Origin of the sequence: Chroococcidiopsis sp. TS-821 (assembly GCF_002939305.1) — a bacterium.
Lineage (GTDB): Bacteria > Cyanobacteriota > Cyanobacteriia > Cyanobacteriales > Chroococcidiopsidaceae > Chroogloeocystis.
Genome location: NZ_MVDI01000001.1, coordinates 16,267 through 37,452 on the forward strand (window position 1 = coordinate 16,267; position 21,186 = coordinate 37,452).

A 21,186-nucleotide genomic window follows, 5' to 3' on the forward strand; every position below is an offset into this window, starting at 1 on the left:
TCAAAGTAAACACCATTGTAAACTAAGTGCGATCGCCACAAAAATTCTAGCGCTGTATCTGTATTGCCCTGCAATCATCAGAATCGCCAGGAGATATTATGATTACTCTCAAACTTCCGCTAACTGATGAAGAGTTTATGCGTATTGCATCTGAAAATGAGGAGTGGCGCTTTGAAAGCACAAAGGATGGAGAATTAGTTATTATGCCGCCGACTGGGGGAAATACTGGACGCCGTAACAGTAAAATAACAACTCAGTTGGAGCTTTGGAATAGTGCTAGCAATTTAGGTGAAGCGTTTGATTCTTCTACTATGTTTGTCTTACCAAATGGCGCGCGACGTTCTCCCGATGCAGCTTGGATTAGACGCGATCGCTGGAACGCACTTACCCTAGAACAACAAGATAAATTTCCCCCACTTTGCCCAGATTTTGTTATTGAACTTTGTTCTCCTTCAGATAACATTGAAGACTTACAGCAAAAGATGCAGGAATATCTTGAGAATGGCGCATTATTAGGTTGGTTAATTGACCCAAAAGCACGACGAGTAGAAGTTTATCGTATAGGTAAAAATAAAGAGGTTTTAGAAAACCCAACAACGCTTTTTGGTGAAGATGTATTACCAGGGTTTGTATTAGACTTGCAAGCAATTTATTGATTTTATGTTTGGAATTGTTCGTTTTTTAAGAATGAGAATTTAAGCGATCGCATTCTAAACAACTATTATTTTACTGATTCGTTTCAACACGCGCAGCACATCGTTTTGTAGGTTTAGTATCACAAGTTAATGCTCGGTCGTGATTTTTGTCAAAATTTAGTAATCAATTCTAGAAAATGCTTGTTAAAACCTACGTCTTTGTCAAATATTTATCTATTTTTATTTGATTTTCAACAAAGCAAAGTATTGTTTTCCGTAGATTTACTTATTTATAAATAAGTAAGGAAAATCACTGATGTTGGGGCTAGAAACGCAATGTTATTACAGAAATATTGAATTTATTATATTTGCTTTAATTGCCTCTAACTATTATGGTTAAGCGCAAATTTATTAAAATGCCTATTCGCATTTTGCAGAAATTCGTCAATTTTATACTCTTGACAAAACGAAAGCTGTATTGGCTGTTGCGTCGTTCTTCAAGCCGTCGCCGACGAAATTTGCAGAGTGGATTTGTGTTACCAACGACAGCAATGCTTTTGTTGGTTGTTACCTTAGTTACAGGCGCTATATTGACTCGTAGCTTAAATCGCACGACACAAGTAGTAGGAAACTATCAAGCAAAAGAAATATATAATGCGGCTTCTCCTGCGATAGATCGTGCCAAGGCGAAGTTAGAAGCATTATTTGCTGATACGCGCTTACCAAATGGAGTTCCAGGGCAAGCAGTTTTACAGAGTATGATGCTCAACGATGGTAGTAATGGAGTTGCCGTACAAACAGATAGCAACGGTAAGGTAAATGATAAATATACTTTGCCAGGCGAGAAGCGTTTAGATATTAATGGTGATAAAAAACTTGATAATGCTTGGTCTTACCAAATAGATAGTAATGGAGACGGTAAACTTGACGGTAAAGATTCCACAATTGCTTATTCGATAATTTTAGAATCTCCAGAGCAAGATAAGCTTGAAGATCAAAGCGACACTGCCATTAAAGATAAAGCGAAAAATCTTAAAACACGCAATGGTCCATTTAGTGCTACACAAGCTAACCAAGCTTGTCGTCAACTAGAAGCGAATAGTGGTAGTACAGCGGTAGAGCAAGGCTGGTTTAATGTTAATGCTGCTACTTTGCGGAAGAACTTTCAAGTTAACGCGGTTGTTATCCCAGGAGAAAATCAACGTGCAACTGCGGCTTTAGAATTTCAGCAAGATCGACAACTCGATCGCGGTAATAAGTGGGGTGGATGGTTTCGCGGCGATTTAGAAATTTTTCCAGGACCATCGTTCAACTGGAATGGCGCTTTGCACACCGAAGGTAGTTTGTTTGTCGGTGGTAATCAAGTTACTGCTTATCTTATCAGTTCGCCGAGTTCTTGCTTGTATACTCGCGATGCTTCGGAAATTACAGTTACTCAGGTTGTAAATCCAGAAAACAACGCAACAACATTTCAGGGACAAATTGTTAACGGTACAATCCGAGACAATAACTTCAATGGGTCTTCAGTTTTTCACTTGTTTAACGGTGCTGGTACTGCACCCATTACGAGTGGCAGCAATCCAAACGTTACTTTAAATGGGACTACACACTCAGTAGTAACTGGTGGTAATCGTACCCCAATTCAAATTTCACTCGATCCTATTGCTTTATATACACAAGATGAGTCAAAAGCTAGAAACACCACAGATCCTACTAATACTTCTGTAAGGCGCAGTGCATGGAATACAAGTAGTTTTGTGGAGCATAGAAGAATTTTTAATCAACAAGAACCTAAACCTTATGTTGATGATACATACCGCGCGGATAATCGTTATGGACCAAGACCTAACTATGGTCGAGATACAAGGTTGACGATTCCTGTTGGTAAAAAAATAGGCGATGCAATTGATAATACAATAGGTGCTGAGGCTTTTGACGATCTTACCAAAGACAATCCGAAAAGTAACAATCCAGAAGATTTAGGCTTAGATGGATACTGGGAACGCCGCGCCCGTCGGGAAGGGTTAAGGATAATTGTTGGGCAACGGTTAGAGTTAGCAAATCCTTTAGGTCAACCTACTACAAACATTACCCATGAAGCGCGTCAGCGTCGGGCTTTAAGAGATAATTTAGCAGCAGTACAAGCGTCGGCTATTTATCACTACAAATATCCTGATAGGAATATAAATGCTAATAGTCCAACCCCACATAGTTCTGGATACTTACCTGTAGCTTGTCTAGCAACTACGGCTCATCCTGGTACTGCTACAACGATTAATAACAGTACAACGTTTAACACAGTTACTATTAACGGTAATTCTAGAATTAATACAGATTTTCTCACAGGTAATGGCACTAATGGCTGGGAGTTCAATCCACCAGCAGGAGTGACGACAGATGCGGCGTTTGCAAATGCTATTGCAGCAGGACAACCTCTGAGAAAAGCATTAACTAATCTTGCCTATTTTGCTGGCGACCCTTTTGGTGCTTTTCCTGCTAGACAAGATACAACAGCCAGTCCAGCAGTCCCTTCGGCTGGGCGACAAATTCATCCGCATCCTGTTCTAACTCAGTGGGGTAATTTTTCTGAATTACGACGCGTCGTCGCTTTGCTAGATAGCGGTACGACCTATGCCAATCTTAGCCTTGCTGATAAAACTACATTGCATACCGCTTCCTGCATGATGGGAATGCTGGCGTATAACTTGCAAAATATCGAAGATGCTTACAGAGAAATTGCGGATGATACATCTGGGGCTACTAGCACGAATGCTTTGGGCGTGCAGTTATCTCAACTAATGGATGGTGTTGCGAGTCCTGGAAATCCAGAAATAGGTAGACCAGCTGATGGTACAAATATTTGCACGAGTACAGGAGGAGCAAATTGCCCAAGTAATACATACAATCCTAGCTACTATGCCAACTTTACAGCAGAGGAATGGATTAATGCCTTAGATAACTCTCCTGGATTAGGTGCAAATAAAGCGGAACTACTTCGCAAAGCACGCATAATATTTGCCCGACAACAAATATTGCGCGATCGCACTTTTGGCTTTCAATTGAGTTCCAACGCTTTTCTTGGAGGGATAGGAGTAGGCAATGGTTATAATGCTCAGACTGGTATATATACAATACAACATATAAACGCTGGTCAATTCTCTCCAGGTCAGCAATTTAGAGTAAGCTGCGATCCGAACTCGTTCCTTGTCAATGGTAGCGGCAACGCTAATGGATTAGAACGGGCAAGGCTGGGTTTAACAATGGCTTTTTGTTCGCAAGCCGAGCAGCCGAAGTATCCTTCTTTGTTTTACCTGTTTCCCGTATCAGAACACGATCATCTTGGTGTTGCTTCACCTACTGCACTAGCTGCTAATCCTAGGGCGACTGTAATTCAACCCACAAGCGAACCTTACGTTGCCAATGCGTATATCTTTAATCCCAATCCTCTTGTGACTGACGACGTAAATCATAACCGCTTCTACAAAGTCATTGGTGATACAAACGGTAATGGTATTGAGAATGGTACGGAAGATAGTATTGCTGCGATCGCGCTTCAGCCAAAAGCCCGAACTAATTGGCTACTTCCCAACACAACGACGACTTCAGGTCGCATCAACATCATTAGAGATAACGGTACCTCTGTAGGAATTCCCTTCCTCGACAAAGGAATGTTCAACGGTCGGGAAATGATAAGCGTGCGGGTTTTAGATATTGATTTGGATCAATTACGTAGGAATACCATTAGAGGAGTGACCGATGATGCTTGGCTACCTAAGGGTGGAATTGTTTATGCCTTCCGCGAAGATGCTGTAAGAGAAGATGGTATCGCTAGACCCGCAGGACCTGCTAATAGCTTAATGAATGCTAATACACCGCAAGATCCACCAATTACTTCTGCAAATGGTATTACTACCAAACCAGTAGATTACTATGCCGATCCGGATCGTCGTCCTCATGGTTTCCGTCTGCGTAACGGAACTGATCTGCGGCGAGTGAATTCCTCTAACAACAGTTTTACTATTCCTGATGATGAAAATATTCGCGGTATATCCTTCATCTCCGACAACCCTGTTTATATTCAAGGTGACTTTAACTTACATCAACTTGTTAATACAAACACAAGATTAGAAGAGTTTAGCCAACTGCTACAGGACAACTATAGTAATTTCTATTCCCGCAGCACGCTAGATGCTCGATTTGCCAGACCGAATACAGATACTTGGCGTCCTACTGAAATTTTGGCAGATGCAGTTACAATTCTTTCCAACAACTTCTGTGATGGCAGTATCGAAGATGGCTTTGTTACCGCTGGTACTAGTAGTGGTGCTACGGTTCCACTGGCGCAGTATGGTTGTGGTACTGGTAACGGACGTACTTCTTATCTCAACCAAAACCGTCCTAGAGATAGTCTTACTTCAACTCAGTATTGGCTGAGAGAGAACGACGATTCAACATCTCCTATTAGAGTTTCTCCTAACGGTAACCCAGAGTACTGCGAGGTTAATACTTCACCTTGTCCCAGTTCTAATCGTAGAGAGTACAACAGCACAAGATATTACCCATTTTCTGAGGCTAAGTCTCGCAACGACTCTAGTAACAATATGCGCGTGAATGCCATTATCATCAGTGGCATTGTCCCTTCCCAAGCACAACAATCTTACGGTGGATTGCATAACTTCCCGCGATTTTTAGAAAACTGGAACGGAAGAAACCTTTATATTTCCGGTGCTTTCTTGCAGCTAAACTTTAGCACCTATGCAACAGGTCCCTTTGACCAAGATGCGTGGGAAACTAATCAAAATCCTCAAGCTGCTGAACTTATTCAATACTACAACGCACCTAATCGTCGTTGGGGTTATGACGTTGGTTTGCAATATGCGCCTGCGGGTCCTGTATCGCGGCGGTTTGTAACTGCAAGTGGTACGCGGAGTGAATTTTACCGCGAGTTGAAAATCGACGATCCTTATATTCAACAACTCCGCAACGCCGTGAAAAAATAACCATTCGAGTTAATCAAAAGTGAGCATAGGAAAGAAAAATGCGATTGAGATTGTCTCAGTTCATGCGTCGTTCTTCAGATGAAGGACTCACCCTCATTGAATCGTTAGTTGCGATCGCCATTATTGGTATTGTCTTGGCGGCGATCGCCCCTCCTCTTCTCATCGCCGCAGCTACACGCGTGCAAAATCAAAGAACCGAACAAGCAATGCAGATTGCTCACGGTGAAATTAACAGAATAAGACTCATCGTCGAACGCAGAGGAGAACAAGAACTCTATCAAGCAGGAGATCTACCACCCATAAGCACTGCTAGTTCACTTCAGGATACGCCAGCACCCAAGAGAGATACAACCGGATTTACAAGCGATCGCAAGCAGTTAACTTCAACCAAAGGTTTAGCCATTTATGTTAATCGCGATGCGAAAGGTAATCCTCTTGATTGCAGACGCAATGTCAAAAATGAATGTATTCCTGATTTTGTCGTGCAACTCTTCCGCCAACCAGGAATAACAGCAGAAGGAGTAGAAAATCCTAGTAATAGTTCTCCACCTCCTAATGCTTTTCGAATGGGAGTGCGAGTTTACGAATATCAAGCTTTTCTGAGTGGTAACTCTCCCCTAAGTACTCAACGAAATCCTTTAAACTTAACCTCACAAAATAATTTGCAACATCCTCTAGCTGTTGTATATACCACAGTGGCACGCAGCCAATCTGGTCTTTCTTTAGAGCAATACAGACAACTTTTGGATAAAAATTAATATTTTTATATTTTGCCTATTAATTTAATCCTATGTTTTCATTTTTTGATAAATATCGAGTTAATTTTTTACAATATTTTTTTCGTAGAACCAAAACTAATGGTTTTACATTAATAGAACTGTTAGTATCTTCGGTTGTTGGTAGTATTGTTGTTTCAGCACTGTTAGGCTTAGTTGTTAACATACTAGAAACCGAACAACAAGATTTAGTCAAAAGTCAAATTCAGCAGGAAATGCAAGGGGCTTTAGACTACATTAGTGAAGACCTTAGAGAAGCTGTATACGTTTACTCTGGGGAATGTATTCAAGGTAAAGGTAGTACTAGCGATCCAGCTACTTTTTGTCCAGGTCTTGTTAACCATATTCCTATGTTTGATAAGAGCGTTCCTGTACTAGCTTTTTGGAAAGTAGAAGATTTACCTGAAGGATGCAAAGATACTAGAGGACAAGTCAACGATCCTTGTAAAGATTTCCGCATAGCTAATCGAACTTTTAGTTTAGTAGTTTATTACCTCAGACAAAATCAAGCAAGCGATACTATTTGGCAAGGAAAAGCACGAATTACTCGTTACACTTTAAGTCAACTAAACTCAGATTCTCCTCCCAAGCCAAACAAGGGATACTTCAACCCAATACAAGCTGGTACCAGTTTTCGCTTTTGGCCCTATGCTCAAAATACTGGAGGTCAACTAGAAAATCAACAGAATTCAGATAATTTTCCTTTAGCTAATGGTGGTAACAATCTTGCTTTAGTAGACTTTGTAGATGACACGCCTGATGCTGAAAATAACACAACCGAATGCCCTACTGGTTATGATTTAACACCTAATAATAAAACGCTGGAAGATAAGGGAATAGCAAGAGTTAGAAGTTTTTATGCTTGTGTGCGAGAGCAGCAAAATCAATATCCCGATGTCATTGTTTACCTCAGAGGTAATACTCACAGACGACAAGGAGGATACGGTAAAGCGGCACTTGCTGGTTTACAAACCCATGTTCTAGGTAGAGGAGTTGTAGATAAAAACCCTCCTCGCTAGTATCGAGATGAATTTAAATAATAAAGTATGAAGAATAAAATAATCTTCAAAACACAAATAAGCTCAAATACAGGTTTTACGCTTATAGAAATATTAATTGTTGTTTTTATTCTTGGAGTTTTAGCAGCGATCGCCGGTCCAACTTGGTTAGAATTTGTGAATGCCCGTCGCCTCAACATAGCACAAGACCAAATCTATCAAACCATCCGTACTGCGCAAAATAGAGCTAAACAAGAAAGACAAATTTGGCAAGCTAGCTTTCGCGAAAGAAACAGAAATGGTGTCATTAATTTAGAATGGGCAGTTCATCCTGCTGACATCGATGTCGATAATGATAATAACGATAGTAATGATTTAGTGAGTTGGAATAGCTTCGATCCAAATATTCGTTTTGGCACTGTAACAAGCTTGCAATCTAAAAATAATGTAAGATTTATACAATTTAATCATAAAGGTCACGTCAATGGTTTGCTAAGACGCATAACAGTAAGCACGGAAAACAGTAATATGAAACGCTGTGTATTTGTCTCTACATTACTAGGTGCTTTACGTACAGCAAAAGACGCTAGTTGTTCGTAAACTAAGTTGTTATTTGCGCGTATAGAGTGCGATCGCAAATATACATTTGAAAATCATCTTCTCAAAATATCGACGTTGCAATAGTAAACTCAGGTATGCAAGCTGCGGCTCAAGATTGCACATTCCAATTAAATTAAAACTAAGTGTGAACTTCATCTAGCACACTCATCAAGTTCTTGGCGTTGCGCTTGGAAATAAATCAGCAACCTTTAAAAGAAAATTTGGCAGCGCATGAGTACTGATTGTACTATCAACCCAAAAAGTCTGTGGTAAGCGATCGCGCTCAAAAACTGTAACTGCTTGCGCCTTAGTATCTACGATCCAAATTTGATCTACCCCAGCAAGTAAATAATCAGTTGCCTTTTGTATCATTTCTCCAAACGCTTGACCAGGAGAAATAATCTCCACAACTAACTCTGGAATTCCTGGACAAGAACCCCCTGCATTCCAATCAGCTGAAATTCGACCCCATGAAATATATACCAACTCTAGTACGGGCGCCCAGTCAACCCCACGACGTTTGAGGACAGCAGTCCATTCTGGGTTAACTTCACCCAAATGACTTTGTTCGCACCAATCATCAATCAACCTCAGCAGTCGTTTTTGAACGCGGCTATGAGGAGTCGTTGGAGCCATTGTAGCAACAAGTTCTCCATCAACAAGTTAAAACCGCTCGTCACTTTCTGGCAAATTCAGAAACTCTTGAAGGCTGAGTTGATTTGCAGTGCGACTCATAGTTTGGTTCGTGTCATTATTGATACTAATCCAAAGAATGCGTTCGCGAATAAATTCGCAGGCTAAATAAACAATACCCACAAAGGTGGACTTACTGGTAAAGCTCTTATTTTAGTGTACGAAGGTCTACTTTGGTTGGATAGTCCCGAAAGGCATCTGCAATTTATGCTGGAGTTCTGATGAGCATTGTAGTTAAAAACACACTCGCATAGCGAAGTTGCTTGAGTAAAAATACTATTTAAAGATTTTGTATAAATGCGATCGCGCTCACAGCAGTTCTTCGATCGACGCTACAATAACTGTGTTTTTTCAAGCAAGAATTTATACTGTTCGATGTAAAGCTCAACGTCCTAAGTCGCCTTCTCAACAAACTTGTTTTTAGATTCAGCGGTAGAATATTTCAGTTTGTGGCAAGGAAGCAGTTATGTCAACGGGTAAGCACAGCAATACCATCTTAAATCAATTAAAGCACAGGCAACCGCAAAGACAATGGCTGCTACGGAATCTGATTGTTCTACGGCAGAATTCTTCTACATCAGGATTCGTCTTGCCAACTGTGGCGATGGTATCGTTGGTGATTGTGCTGCTGACAACTGCGATTTTGGTGCGCTCCTTCGATCGATCGCGTACTGCAAGTAACCTAAGAGTGAGTGAAGCTGCACTCAATGCTGCAACTCCTGCACTCGATCGCGCTAGAGCAAAAATTGATGCTTTACTGCTCGACCAAACTTTACCACAACTTACGCCAACGGATGCCGAACTCGAAAACGCCCTTAACCGCAACAAGTATACTCTCGGCGATGAAACTCGGTTGAAGCTTGCGCAGGATAATAGTTCTGGCAACAATGATACCTTAACAACCGCTTGGAAATTTCCGGTTGATACCGACGGTAACGGTAAGTTTGATAGCTATACGCTTTATGGCATTTATTTTCGTAGTAATACCGCAGAAGAAGCGCGAAATCCTTTGCAAGCACGAACGCCACCAATGCAAGGTGAAGCTTTGGGGAGAGAATGCGAAAATATCTTGAGAAATAGCGATCGCGCGTTAGGTGACTCTGGATGGTATCAATCTGGCGGAAAATTGAGTAAGAGTTTCTTTGTTTACACTGTAACTGTCCCCATTACAAATCCACCTATTGATAATAATTATGAAGCTTATCGCGGAAATCGCAGCTTTTATGCATTAGAATTCCAGCAAGATCGCAGTCGCACGCCAATCAGAAATTATGCAGCGCTGTTTCAAAACGACTTAGAAATTACTCCTGATTCGACGTTTCGGATAAATGGCAGAATTGCGACAAATGGTAATTTATTAGTTGGCAGTCAAAATAACGCAACGACGCAGTTTTATCAAGTTAGTAGTCAATATTCGTGTTTTTATAACGAAGAAAACGGCAAAATAACCGTCGGGGGAAATGTTGGATTAGGTAACGCAGCAGATACAAGCGATCGCACAGCCGTAAATATCGACTTATTCAATGGATTTGGCAACAATCCGATAACAGCTGCACTCGATCGCAACATTAAATCGACAACAACAACAGGTGGTGCGCAAGTTAGTTATAACGATACAGCTTACAATCATCGCCTTGCTTTAATGAAGCAAACAGCGTTGTCTTACCACCCAAATTTTGAGCGCCGCAACACGATTGATGAGATACCCCCTACCGTAGAAAGTGTTGCAGCTGTGAGACAGTATCCACCAGAAGTCAAAGCAGGATTTGCAGCAGCGATCGCAGATACGAATAATCAGCGCGGGAGTAGTTTGAATGCGTGGGATGTCTTAGGCGAACAAATCGAGACGTATTTGAGAAACTTAACGCGGCGCGTACCTTATGCAGAAGTGGCGACAAGCGATCGCCGTGCTGCTTTAGAGCGATACGATTTCGATGGTAATGGTATAGATACAAGTGTATTTCCTTCTGATACAATTGAACCACCGCTAGCGTGGCGCGAACCGACACCGATAAATACCCGATTAACGCTGAATCCGTATAACTTACCCCAGACGCAACCAGAAAAACAGCAGCAAGAAGGAAAAGAAAGCTACGTAGGCGATCGCATTGCGGTTGGTAATAATCTGCCAACTTTCTGGAAAAAGACAGGGAATTTCTTTTTAGGCTTTAACGAAAAGCAATTATTTGATAACGGCGTCAACTGGAATAACCCCAATACTCAACCGCGTTATCGCACAAGTCAAACCTTACCACTTCCTGACCGCAGAATCATTGAACGCAATGGATTTTGGGAAAATGCAGCTGCACAGCAACTTTCTACAACATTAACAGGCGCAGGTGGTTTGCGAATTATCACAGGTGCAGGAATTTACGATCGCGCCGCTTCTTTTTTACCGGAACCAAAATTAGAAGAAGGAGTCACCGAACCACCGCTTTTTAGAACGCGTTCGTTTAGTGCTAATCGTAACATTGTGGTGTGGTCTGATGCGCTACCGATGACGGGGGATGCCCAAGAAAGTAAAAAAGGCGATCTTCAGATGCGCGCTACCGCTGTCTATCATTACATAGATTCAAGCTACACTGGCACAGACTATGTCGAAAGAACTCCGACAGCGTGTATTAGTAGTTACTACGATCCTACAACGGCAACGACTGCCAGGAATCAAGAAGATTTACCCGATGTTAGTGGTGTTATCAGTGGCGCGCAGCCTGCAAATGGCAGATCGAATAATGGTGTCGTTTATCCGTCTCCGTATAATGATATCGGCGGTCGAGAAGCAGCGGTTAATCAATTTCGCGAACAACTTAATTTTCAAGCAAGCCTCATTTTTCCGAATGGGCGCGTTGTCAATCAACCATTGCGCGATGCTTTAGCGAAAATCGATGCGAATCAAACGCGATCGCTAGCGGATAATTCAGCTATAGATACAGCAATTTGTGCAATCAGAATTTTAGATAATAGTCTTTCTCCTGTTAGTAATCCGATTATTCCGCATGGCGCAATCAAAGAAGCTACTTTTCTAGACGCTAGAGAAATCAAAGCTATTGATAAAGATAATTCACCGAGTAACTACGACTTAGAACTAGAAAAACGCCAACCTTTAGAAATTCGCGTTACTGATATTGATTTAGGCTTACTTGCAAAAACAGAAATTGGTAACGAAAGAAATCCGCAAGAATATTTATTACCCAATAGTGGCATTATTTATGCAAGTCGTGACGATGCATTAGCCGATAGAAGCGATACCAGCATTGAAACTAAACTTCTTAGCCCGAATGATTTTATCCTCGATTCAACGCGTCGTCCAAATGGAATTCGGTTAATTAATGGTAGTAACTTATCGCGCGATGAAAACTACCGAGAAGTGGAAAAAGGTCTGACTTTTGTTACTAATTTACCTCTGTATATCCGAGGTGACTTCAATTTACATCAACAGCCACTTACGCGAACTCCCACCGAGGAATTTTTAGAACGATTAACGGCAAATTGGACTAATTTTTACACTCGCAATACAAATTTTGATAGAAACTTTGGCTGTAGAAAAGGACAGCCAGGCTGTGGTAATAACGGCGATCAATGGCGTCCGGCAACAATCATGTCTGATGCTGTTACAGTATTATCTAATAGTTTTGTTGATGGGTTTCGCAGTGATGGAGATTACGATTTAAATAATCATATCGGTAATTCAGTTGCTACACAACGCAAGAAAAACGGATTTGTTGATAATAGCTTTGCTACCAGTGTTGACTCACAAAGAAGTACTGATAGAAATTCTTATTTAAATAATGGTGTCACTCCGGTGCAGCGGCGAACTAACTTTCCTGAGTACGTTATGGAAATTTGCCGTAAAATTCCAGTATCAGAATGTAAGCCTAACGATTGGGTAGTTGGGTATGAAGGTAACAAAGATGTCAAAGCTGCAAGTTTACCTGATTTACCTGAAAACGCAAAAGCTGATAGGTTAATGGCAGGAACAACAGCAAGACCTGCACTCAATCCTGAAGATAGACGTTATCCTCGGCGAGTTGCGTTTCAACGTAATGAATTAGGGACGCTGGAACTCTCAGAATTTCAAAATAGCTTGACTCCCATACCTATAGGAGTTAATGCAGCAAATGAAGTTGATATGTTTCCATATGATACTTACAACACTAAGCGTCCGAAGTCAGTAAGTAATGCTTTATGGTTTAGAACAACAAGTAATGCTGAGCAACCTGATAGTGCGCCTAGTTATAACAGCGAACAACCTTTAGCATACACGCCAAATACGCAACTTGTCTCGCCATCAACGCCTGATATTGGTACTATTAGTTTGAATTTACCAGAAGATAATCCGATTTCTGGCTACACAATTTGTACAACATCAGGTAAATACTCTAAGCAGTATAAGTTTGAAAGTGGAGAAACGCTGCAAGCATTACCTAATGAATGCGGAACAGATGTGCGAAACCAAATTCAAACTGTATACGAAGCTTTAAGAAATTTGAACCCAAGTGCTGATACCAATGACGATCTTGTTAAGGCGACGCAACAGGGAAATTATCAACCCGGACAGGAGACAGTTATCACTGCTAACGATAGTAAACCTATCAATATTGTTGACTTAGACACTGAGAGAATACCTACTAATAATGTAGCTGCAACAACAATTAGATTTGTTGGTTCTGAAGAGTCAATATTTATTATTAGAAACACAACAGGTCAATTACAATTTGGTTCAGAAGGCAAGGATCACTACGGAGTTAATATTGAGTTAGTTGGAGTGAGTCCTAATAATATTTTTTGGGTAATTAATGGAAATCTCACTACAAATCAAGTTGCTGATGATAAACGTCATTCCTTAGCAGGAACTTTCTTAAATAATGGTCTTGGTATTCCTGTATTAAAAAATGTAGAAATCAATGGTCGTTTACTCGGATTTCAAGATTTACCGCAGAAAGGAGGAAATTTTACCGAAGGAAGCAAAATTACAGCAATAACATCTGACGAACAACCTCTATTAATTCCCGTTCTCCAAATTCATAGCCCTAATGGTTCTCCTGGCGGAAATACTTTAGATCGCGGAAGTGTAGATTTGCAAGATGCGTGGCTGCAAACCCCAGAAGATGATACGACTGTCAATGCTGTCTTTGTTTCAGGAAATAGCCCTAGTCGTCCAGGAGAAGAACCCGCAGGTTTACCAAATTTTGTCCGATTACTCGAAAATTGGCGAAATAGAACATTAAATATTAAAGGTAGTTTTATTCAACTACACCGCAGTGCTTATGCGACAGCACCATTTGCACCAATCTTAGGCAGTAAATCGAGTGCAAATGACGGTAGTTTGAGCATTTTTGACTACAGTTTTACACAGTATAGAACGAACAACGGTCAATTTACGGGTACGCTACCTTACTTTGCGACGCCAAACCGACAATGGAGTTTCGATGTTGCGCTTTTAGCGCAGTCACCAGATTTATTTGCACAAAAGTTTACGCAACCTTTGGCAAATGCGACTAACGAATTTGTTCGCGAAGTCAATCGCGACGATCCTTGGATTGAAACGTTGCTATGTGCAGTAGAAGGTTCTGACAATAATTATACCTATGCGGTTGATGCAAGCGATCGCCCCCAGAGTTGTCCCGCGTTAAATGCTTACCAAGATATCCAAACTAACGTCACGCCATGATTTCTCGTTCACAAGGCTTTACTATTGTTGATGCTCTAGTCGCGATCGTCGTTGTTGGCATTTTGATGAGTGCGATCGCACCTGTCATGGTACTTTCTGTCGGCAACCGCGTACAAGCCCGCCGAGTCGAACTTGCAACCCAAGCCGCAAAAACTTATCTTGATGGTATCCGAAACGGCACAATTCCACCACCGAATCATACCGTAGTCCTTAACGAAGTTGATACTAGCGCAACTCGCCAATTCAACGCCCAGCGCGTTACTTTCGCAAATGCTGCGGTTCCACCTGCGAGTGGTTTAACAAATTGCACCCCCACAACACCTGATTATCCGTACTGTCAAAATTCTGCAAATCTGAGTTTGTACTGCATTGACTTTGATGCAGAAGCAGGTTGTAGCAGTAACAGCGTTCGCGATCTTGTTGTTCAAGCATTTCGTAGTGTTACACCTACGTCTACCGATGCCACAAAAGGTTATTTATTAGGTGTGAGAGTTTATCGCGCTGATGCTTTTAGCGATAGTTTACCCCTCGTTAAAAGTGATGCGGATACCAGACGAACGCAAGCCACTTTTACCAGCGGGTTAGGCGATCGCAAAGCCCCATTACTCGAAATTACTACCGAAATTAGTACGACAGAAACCCGATTGCAAGATTTGTGCGATCGCCTCGGTGGTTGTCAACTGTAGTAGTAATACGAATGGCAACAAGAGGATAGCTATGCCATGATGAACTCACTTCAACTGCTTCGGTACATCTACACAAACCGTTTTGACTCGCAATCAAAAGGTGGCTTTACCTTAATTGAACTGCTAGTAGGTATTGTCCTAGCAGGATTAGTCATCACGCCCTTAATGAATTTTATGCTCAATATTTTAACAACACAGCGACAAGAGGAAGCCAAAGCTAATACCGATCAAGAATTGCAATCAACGATTAATTATATTACGCAAGATTTAAGGCAGGCAATTTATATTTATGATGCTGATGGTTTAAATAATACTTCAACCCATACTCAGCCAGGAATTAAAGATCAAATTCCACCGTTAGCACCTGTTCCAGGATGCGATGCTAGTACAAATTGTACTCCTATCCTTGTGTTTTGGAAACGCGAGTTTAAACCCGAAATTTTATCTCCCTGTACAAGCGATTCAATCAATTGTTTAGCTGATACTAAACTAGATGATACTTTTGTTTATTCGTTAGTTGCATATTACTTAATTGAAAATCCAGCAAATACAACTGAATCTAATACGGCGCGGATCGCCAGATTTCAAATTAATGATGGCATCAAAGATTCAAGAAATCCTGATAATTATATTGAGCCGCCAGATGATGGTTTTCAATCTTTTAGTTTAAGAACCCCTGGATTAACGATTAAAGATAAGATGAATCGCTGGCAAAAAGCTAACGAAAACTACACAAATAGCGTTACTACACTTGTAGATTTTATTGATACAAGCGCTAGCACAAAACAGCAAAATTGTCCAGCCAATATGCAACAAATTCCTGCTGTCGCCAGTGGTTTTTACGCTTGCGTAGACTCAATTAATACAACAGCACAAGTTTATTTAAGAGGAAATGCGATCGCGCGAATTAGAAATGATGCAACGTGCGATCCTACTTCTGTATATTGCCCTAGTGTCAGCGTTCAAGTTCAAGGAAGCGGATTACTCAGCCGTAACTAATCATATATAAAGCTTACTACTTATTGGTAACTAGATACAACCGATTACCAATTACCTATTACCTTTCTACAATTAACATATGTCAAATGAACAATTAGATTCTGGATTTACATTAATCGAAGTTATTGTTGTTACCTTAGTCATCGGAATTTTATCAGCGATCGCCGTACCTTCTTGGTTAGGCTTTGTGAATCGTCAACGGATAAATACAGTAAACGAATCGATTCTCCGTGCTTTACAAACCGCGCAGCAAGAAGCTAGAAAGCAAAAAATTAGCTACAGCGTCAGTTTTAGAACTAACAATCAAATTCCTCAAATTGCCATCCATCCTAAAGGAACGACACCTAGTAATACAGATTGGAAAACCCTAGGTGAAGATTTAGGAATTAACCCACAACAAATTTTGTTAGGAACTAATTTTAACGATCAAAGTGTTGCCACTACGGCGATCGCTTATACAGCTAATACAACACAAACAATTAGCTTTAATTTTAAAGGCAATTTAACCGAAGAAGCAAAATTTGCAAACGACAAAGGTTTAATTGTAACAGTAGCTCAACGTCGTAACAATTCCACAACTCCCGTTGAGGGAACAAGGCGATGTGTTGCCGTCAGAACTCTTCTTGGTGCAATGCAAACAGGTAGTGAAGAGCAATGCAATCCTAGTGGCTAACACCAAGGGTATATAGAGTCATCTCGATGGATGCTAGACGGGATTCGCTACCTTGATATTTTGTTACAAAAGTTAAACTTAAACAGTGTATCCCTAAAAAGTTACACGGCTGCAACTCCAAAACTGACGAACTATCTATGAACATCCCTAATCTAGATTCTGAAACGATTGACCGGATCGTCGAAATGGCATGGGAAGACCGGACTCCGTTTGAAGCGATCGCCCTACAATTTGGGCTAACGGAAAAACAGGTAATTGCCTTAATGAGGCGCGAGATGAAAGAATCTAGCTTTAAGATGTGGCGCGAACGTGTAAGTGGGCGCAAAACAAAACACCTTAAAAAACGCGACTTTGTTCAAGGACGTTTTCGTTCTCAAAATCAGAAAGGAAGTTAGATAGCAAATTCAACTCAGGCGATCGCTAAAAATTTTTGAAAGAACTTATTGCAAATGCTCGTGTTGATTGTCATACAAACGAATTGTCAATAGTAGGGCTTATTATATCTCCTTACATAGCGACCTACAGCCAAGTGGCAGCAAGCTACGATCAAATTAAATACCACATTGCTGAAATCAAGCTGACTACGCTGTGGTTGTTTGCTTTGAGCTTAAGGACTAAGCTATGCAACTTCTCTCGATTGAAACCACTCCTAGCCCTAGCTGCATCAAGCTCAATTTGAATGAGTCTATCAGTACCAAAGCCTTGACGCTACAGCAGGGAGTAGAGCAAAAAGATACTCCAGCATTAGCCCAGCAGTTACTTGCTATTGAGAATATTCAATCGGTCTTTCTGTTTAAGGATTTCATCACGCTGACGCGGAAGGGAAATGCGGATTGGCAACCGATTCTCAATCAAGCTGTGCGTATTATTGGAGTTGCCAAGGATGCTGATGCCAACAAGCTACTCGCCAATGTTGAACAACCGCAGGAGATCGCGGCATCTCATTCAACGAACTTACAGCAGACGTCGCTAGGTCATGTTGAGGTAGCCGTTCAAATGTTTCGCGGTATTCCTGTGCAAGTTCGCGCGATCGCTTCTGATGGTCAACAAGCACGAGTCGCATTACCAGAGCGATTTAACGAAGCACTCCAACGGGTAATTAGTGCGACAAAAGCAAATTATATCGCCGAGCGGCGTTGGGAACCTTATCAGTCTCCTGCTGGTGCTTTGAATGAAGTGGCGCAACTTGTTGCAGACGAAATTGCTAGTCTCATCGACGAAGATGAGTTAGCTCGCATCGCAGCAGCTGCCATTGCTAACGACCGCCAACCAGGGCTAACAAACCAAACCTCACAGCAAGAGCTTTTAGCTGATTTGCAGCATCCGAACTGGAAACAGCGACTCAAGGCGCTGCAACAAATTGAAGTCACTCCTGAAACATTTTCTCAAGTTGTAGCTTTACTCGATGACGAACAAAGTACGATTCGGCGCTGGGCAGCGGCGCTTTTGGGTACGAGTAGTGTGGCAATTGCTGTTGAGCCGCTTTGTCGCGTTATTCTCACAGACCCATCGGCGATTGTTCGTCGCACTGCGGGTGATGCCTTAAACGATTTGGGGGAAAAAAGTGCGATCGCCACAATGTGTCAAGCTTTAGCAGATCCCTCCAAGTTAGTTCGTTGGCGAGCCGCTCGCTTCTTGAATGAAATGGGCGACCAAAGCGCTATTGCAGCCTTACGCCGTGCTGTCGAGCGCGAAGCTGAATTTGACGTTCGAATCGAAATGCTGGCAGCGCTAGAGCGCATAGAGGGCGGTGGTGAAACTCAACTACCAATGTGGCAGCGAATTACTCAAGGCGAGCTAACGGAGTAACTTTCTGCATGAATCTTAGACGCCCTCTGATTGAAATCAGACTACTATAGCAAAGCGTACCTTCCTCTACTAAAACTAAATTTTTATCAGTAAATCCACGGAGTTAATCTTTTTTGTTTAGCTGCGAAATTCTTCGTAAGATCTAGTGCGTGCAGCTACACTTTGTTGATCGAGCCCCAGACTTTAGTCTATGGGCTTTAAACTCATTCAACTATTGACGCAATGCTTGCGCAGTTTTCTCGCGATCGAGTTTCAAAATGAGTACTCCCAAAGGCGGCAGACATAAATCAATTGAGTAGGGACGATTGTGATAAGACCACTCTTCAGCCCATTTACCACCTAAGTTACCCATATTGCTACCACCGTACTCGCGAGCATCACTATTGAACAGTTCAGTGTAGAATCCAAACTCAGGTACGCCAATTCGATAATGCGAATGCGGCTGTGGAGTGAAATTACAAACTACAATCGCAAAGTCTTCAGGATCTTTTCCGCGACGAATGAACGAAACAACACTATGACGGTTGTCGCTACAATCGATCCATTCAAATCCTGCTTGCCCGAAATCTTGCGTGTATAATGCTGGCTCAGCGCGGTAGAGATGGTTGAGCTCCTTCATGAATCGCTTTAGCTGTTGGTGTGGTTCATACTGCAACAAGTGCCACTCCAGATCGCCCCAAACGTTCCACTCGCTCCACTGTCCAAATTCCATCCCCATAAACAGCGTTTTCTTGCCAGGGTGCGCGAACATATACGTAAACAAACAGCGCACGCTTGCAAACTTCTGCCAGCGATCGCCTGGCATTTTTCCAATGATATTGCTTTTGCCATGCACCACTTCATCGTGTGACAGCGCTAGCATGAAGTTTTCGCTGTGGTGATACCACATACTAAACGTCACGTTGTTTTGATGAAACTGGCGGAACCAAGGATCCATGCTGAAATAGTCCAGCATATCATGCATCCAACCCATGTTCCACTTTAAATTAAAGCCCAATCCACCCGTATATGTGGGCCATGACACCATCGGCCAATCTGTAGACTCTTCTGCAATTGAAAGAATTCCAGGGAAGTAGCTGAAAATGACATGATTTGTTTGCCGCAGAAACTCAGCGGCTTCTATATTTTCTCGTCCACCGTACTGATTAGGCAGCCATTCGCCTTCTTTGCGGCAATAATCGAGGTACAGCATCGAAGCAACTGCATCAACTCGAATGCCGTCGATGTGATACTTGTCAAACCAGAATAAAGCGTTGGCAACTAAGAAATTTCTGACTTCGTGGCGGCTATAGTTAAAAACTAACGTTCCCCATTCTTTGTGTTCGCCTTTGCGGGGATCGGCGTGTTCGTAAAGATGCGTACCGTCAAAAAAAGCTAAACCGTGACCATCTTTCGGAAAGTGACCTGGAACCCAATCGACAATCACGCCAATACCGTTTTGATGACATTGGTCGATGAAGTACATGAAATCTTCTGGGCTGCCGTAGCGCGAGGTACAAGCATAGTAACCTGTGACTTGATAACCCCACGAACCATCAAACGGATGTTCGGCAATCGGTAGCAGTTCGATATGGGTGTAGCCCATATCTTTAACGTAGGGAATCAATTTTGCTGCAAGTTCCCGATAAGTTAAAAATCGCGCCCCTGGTTGAAGTTCAGACACCACAACAACTGGTTCTGTTTCTCCGTTAGGCAGTTTAGCTGGTTCTGCGGAGGCAGCGTGTAGCCAAGAACCTAGGTGGACTTCATAAACCGAAATAGGCTGTGTTAAGATATCTGTATGACGCCGCTGCTCCATCCATTGTGCGTCATTCCAAACGTAAGCATCGAGATCGGCAACAATAGACGCAGTTTTGGGGCGCACTTCTTGTTGAAACCCGTAAGGATCGGATTTTTCGTAGATGTGCCCGTCAGAGTTTTTAATTTCGTATTTGTAGCGATCGCCAACACCAATTTCTGGAATAAACAACTCCCAAATGCCTGTCACGCCTTTACGCATTTGATGCTTTCTGCCATCCCAGTAATTGAAATCTCCCAAAACTGAGACATTGCGCGCATTCGGTGCCCAAACTGCAAAATAAACGCCTTTGATGCCATCAACTTCGGTAAGATGTGCCCCTAGTTTTTCATAAATTCGGTGGTGGTTGCCTTCTGAAAATAAATGTAAATCAAAATCGGTTAATTTTGGCGAACGAAAAGCATAAGGGTCGTAAATTACCCGTTCGCGATCGCCTTCTTTAATTTTTAATTGGTAGTTTGTTAATTCAGAAACGTCAATCGTACATTCAAAGAAATGAGGATGATGCACCGGATGCATTGGATATTCAATTCGTGCTTCTGGACGAATTACCCATGCTGCACTCGCGTTTGGTAAATAAGCTCGCACCACCCACACGGTTTTGCCATCTTGTTCTATGGGATGAGAACCAAGCACTTCAAACGGATCGTCATGCTGATTCCAGACAATGCGCTCAACCTGTTCTGGGGCGATGGTCATAGACATGAAAATACCTTACCTAAAACAAATTTTTTATTTCTACGTCATATTTATACATATTCTTTACATTTATTTGCAATCATTTGCTCGAGCCAAACAACCTGCAATTGCATAAGTAGCAGCATCAGGAAGCTGTATTAATAATGATT

At 41.8% G+C, this 21,186-nt stretch carries 13 protein-coding genes and 1 pseudogene; 11 read left to right on the forward strand and 3 right to left on the reverse strand.

Annotation, left to right across the window (positions count from 1 at the left end; all coding sequences use genetic code 11):
- The first annotated feature begins 98 nt into the window (after window positions 1–98).
- The 5 genes from B1A85_RS00070 to B1A85_RS00090 all read left to right on the forward strand — a co-directional run bounded on the left by B1A85_RS00070 (window position 99) and on the right by B1A85_RS00090 (window position 8,009).
- Window positions 99–656: a Uma2 family endonuclease gene (locus tag B1A85_RS00070; RefSeq protein WP_104544917.1), complete on the forward strand. Its 558-nt coding sequence runs from the start codon at window positions 99–101 to the stop codon at window positions 654–656.
- 371 nt (window positions 657–1,027) lie between these two features.
- A complete protein-coding gene (gene hpsA, locus B1A85_RS00075; RefSeq protein WP_104544918.1) occupies window positions 1,028–5,635 on the forward strand; it encodes a hormogonium polysaccharide biosynthesis protein HpsA in 4,608 nt (1,535 codons plus the stop codon).
- A 38-nt stretch (window positions 5,636–5,673) separates the two neighbouring features.
- Window positions 5,674–6,393: a prepilin-type N-terminal cleavage/methylation domain-containing protein gene (locus B1A85_RS00080; protein ID WP_104544919.1), complete on the forward strand. Its 720-nt coding sequence runs from the start codon at window positions 5,674–5,676 to the stop codon at window positions 6,391–6,393.
- 32 nt (window positions 6,394–6,425) lie between these two features.
- Window positions 6,426–7,430 (forward strand): prepilin-type N-terminal cleavage/methylation domain-containing protein, encoded by a 1,005-nt coding sequence (locus B1A85_RS00085; RefSeq protein ID WP_104544920.1) that lies wholly within the window; start codon window positions 6,426–6,428, stop codon window positions 7,428–7,430.
- 27 nt (window positions 7,431–7,457) lie between these two features.
- A complete protein-coding gene (locus B1A85_RS00090; RefSeq protein ID WP_104544921.1) occupies window positions 7,458–8,009 on the forward strand; it encodes a Tfp pilus assembly protein FimT/FimU in 552 nt (183 codons plus the stop codon).
- Between the two features lie 168 nt (window positions 8,010–8,177).
- On the opposite strand, the pseudogene B1A85_RS00095 reads toward B1A85_RS00090, so the two are convergent.
- Together B1A85_RS00095 and B1A85_RS24180 are read right to left on the reverse strand one after the other, a co-directional pair.
- Window positions 8,178–8,660 (reverse strand): annotated as a pseudogene (locus B1A85_RS00095) (Uma2 family endonuclease); the annotation flags it as partial.
- Between the two features lie 12 nt (window positions 8,661–8,672).
- Entirely contained in the window at window positions 8,673–8,825 is a 153-nt protein-coding gene (locus B1A85_RS24180) for a hypothetical protein (RefSeq protein WP_210404102.1), read from the reverse strand.
- 343 nt (window positions 8,826–9,168) lie between these two features.
- Here B1A85_RS24180 and hpsA (B1A85_RS00100) point away from each other — a divergent pair, with 343 nt between their 5' ends.
- The 6 genes from hpsA (B1A85_RS00100) to B1A85_RS00125 all read left to right on the forward strand — a co-directional run bounded on the left by hpsA (B1A85_RS00100) (window position 9,169) and on the right by B1A85_RS00125 (window position 18,540).
- Complete coding sequence (gene hpsA, locus B1A85_RS00100; RefSeq protein ID WP_104544922.1) at window positions 9,169–14,373, forward strand: hormogonium polysaccharide biosynthesis protein HpsA; 5,205 nt, start codon at window positions 9,169–9,171, stop codon at window positions 14,371–14,373.
- Window positions 14,370–15,059, forward strand: coding sequence for a hormogonium polysaccharide secretion pseudopilin HpsB (hpsB, locus tag B1A85_RS00105; RefSeq protein WP_104544923.1), 690 nt, complete (start codon window positions 14,370–14,372; stop codon window positions 15,057–15,059). The genes hpsA (B1A85_RS00100) and hpsB overlap by 4 nt, the downstream gene beginning before the upstream one ends.
- A gap of 36 nt (window positions 15,060–15,095) precedes the next feature.
- Window positions 15,096–16,058 (forward strand): hormogonium polysaccharide secretion pseudopilin HpsC, encoded by a 963-nt coding sequence (gene hpsC, locus B1A85_RS00110; RefSeq protein WP_210404103.1) that lies wholly within the window; start codon window positions 15,096–15,098, stop codon window positions 16,056–16,058.
- A 79-nt stretch (window positions 16,059–16,137) separates the two neighbouring features.
- On the forward strand, window positions 16,138–16,731 hold the full coding sequence (locus tag B1A85_RS00115; RefSeq protein ID WP_104544925.1) for a Tfp pilus assembly protein FimT/FimU: 594 nt from the start codon (window positions 16,138–16,140) through the stop codon (window positions 16,729–16,731).
- Between the two features lie 137 nt (window positions 16,732–16,868).
- Entirely contained in the window at window positions 16,869–17,126 is a 258-nt protein-coding gene (locus B1A85_RS00120; RefSeq protein WP_104544926.1) for a TIGR03643 family protein, read from the forward strand.
- Between the two features lie 226 nt (window positions 17,127–17,352).
- The gene (locus B1A85_RS00125) at window positions 17,353–18,540 is read left to right on the forward strand and encodes a virulence factor (protein WP_104544927.1); all 1,188 of its coding nucleotides are present in this window, start codon (window positions 17,353–17,355) and stop codon (window positions 18,538–18,540) included.
- Between the two features lie 211 nt (window positions 18,541–18,751).
- Here B1A85_RS00125 and glgB read toward each other — a convergent pair whose 3' ends face one another.
- Window positions 18,752–21,043, reverse strand: coding sequence for a 1,4-alpha-glucan branching enzyme (gene glgB, locus B1A85_RS00130; protein WP_104544928.1), 2,292 nt, complete (start codon window positions 21,041–21,043; stop codon window positions 18,752–18,754).
- Between the last annotated feature and the right edge of the window lie 143 nt (window positions 21,044–21,186).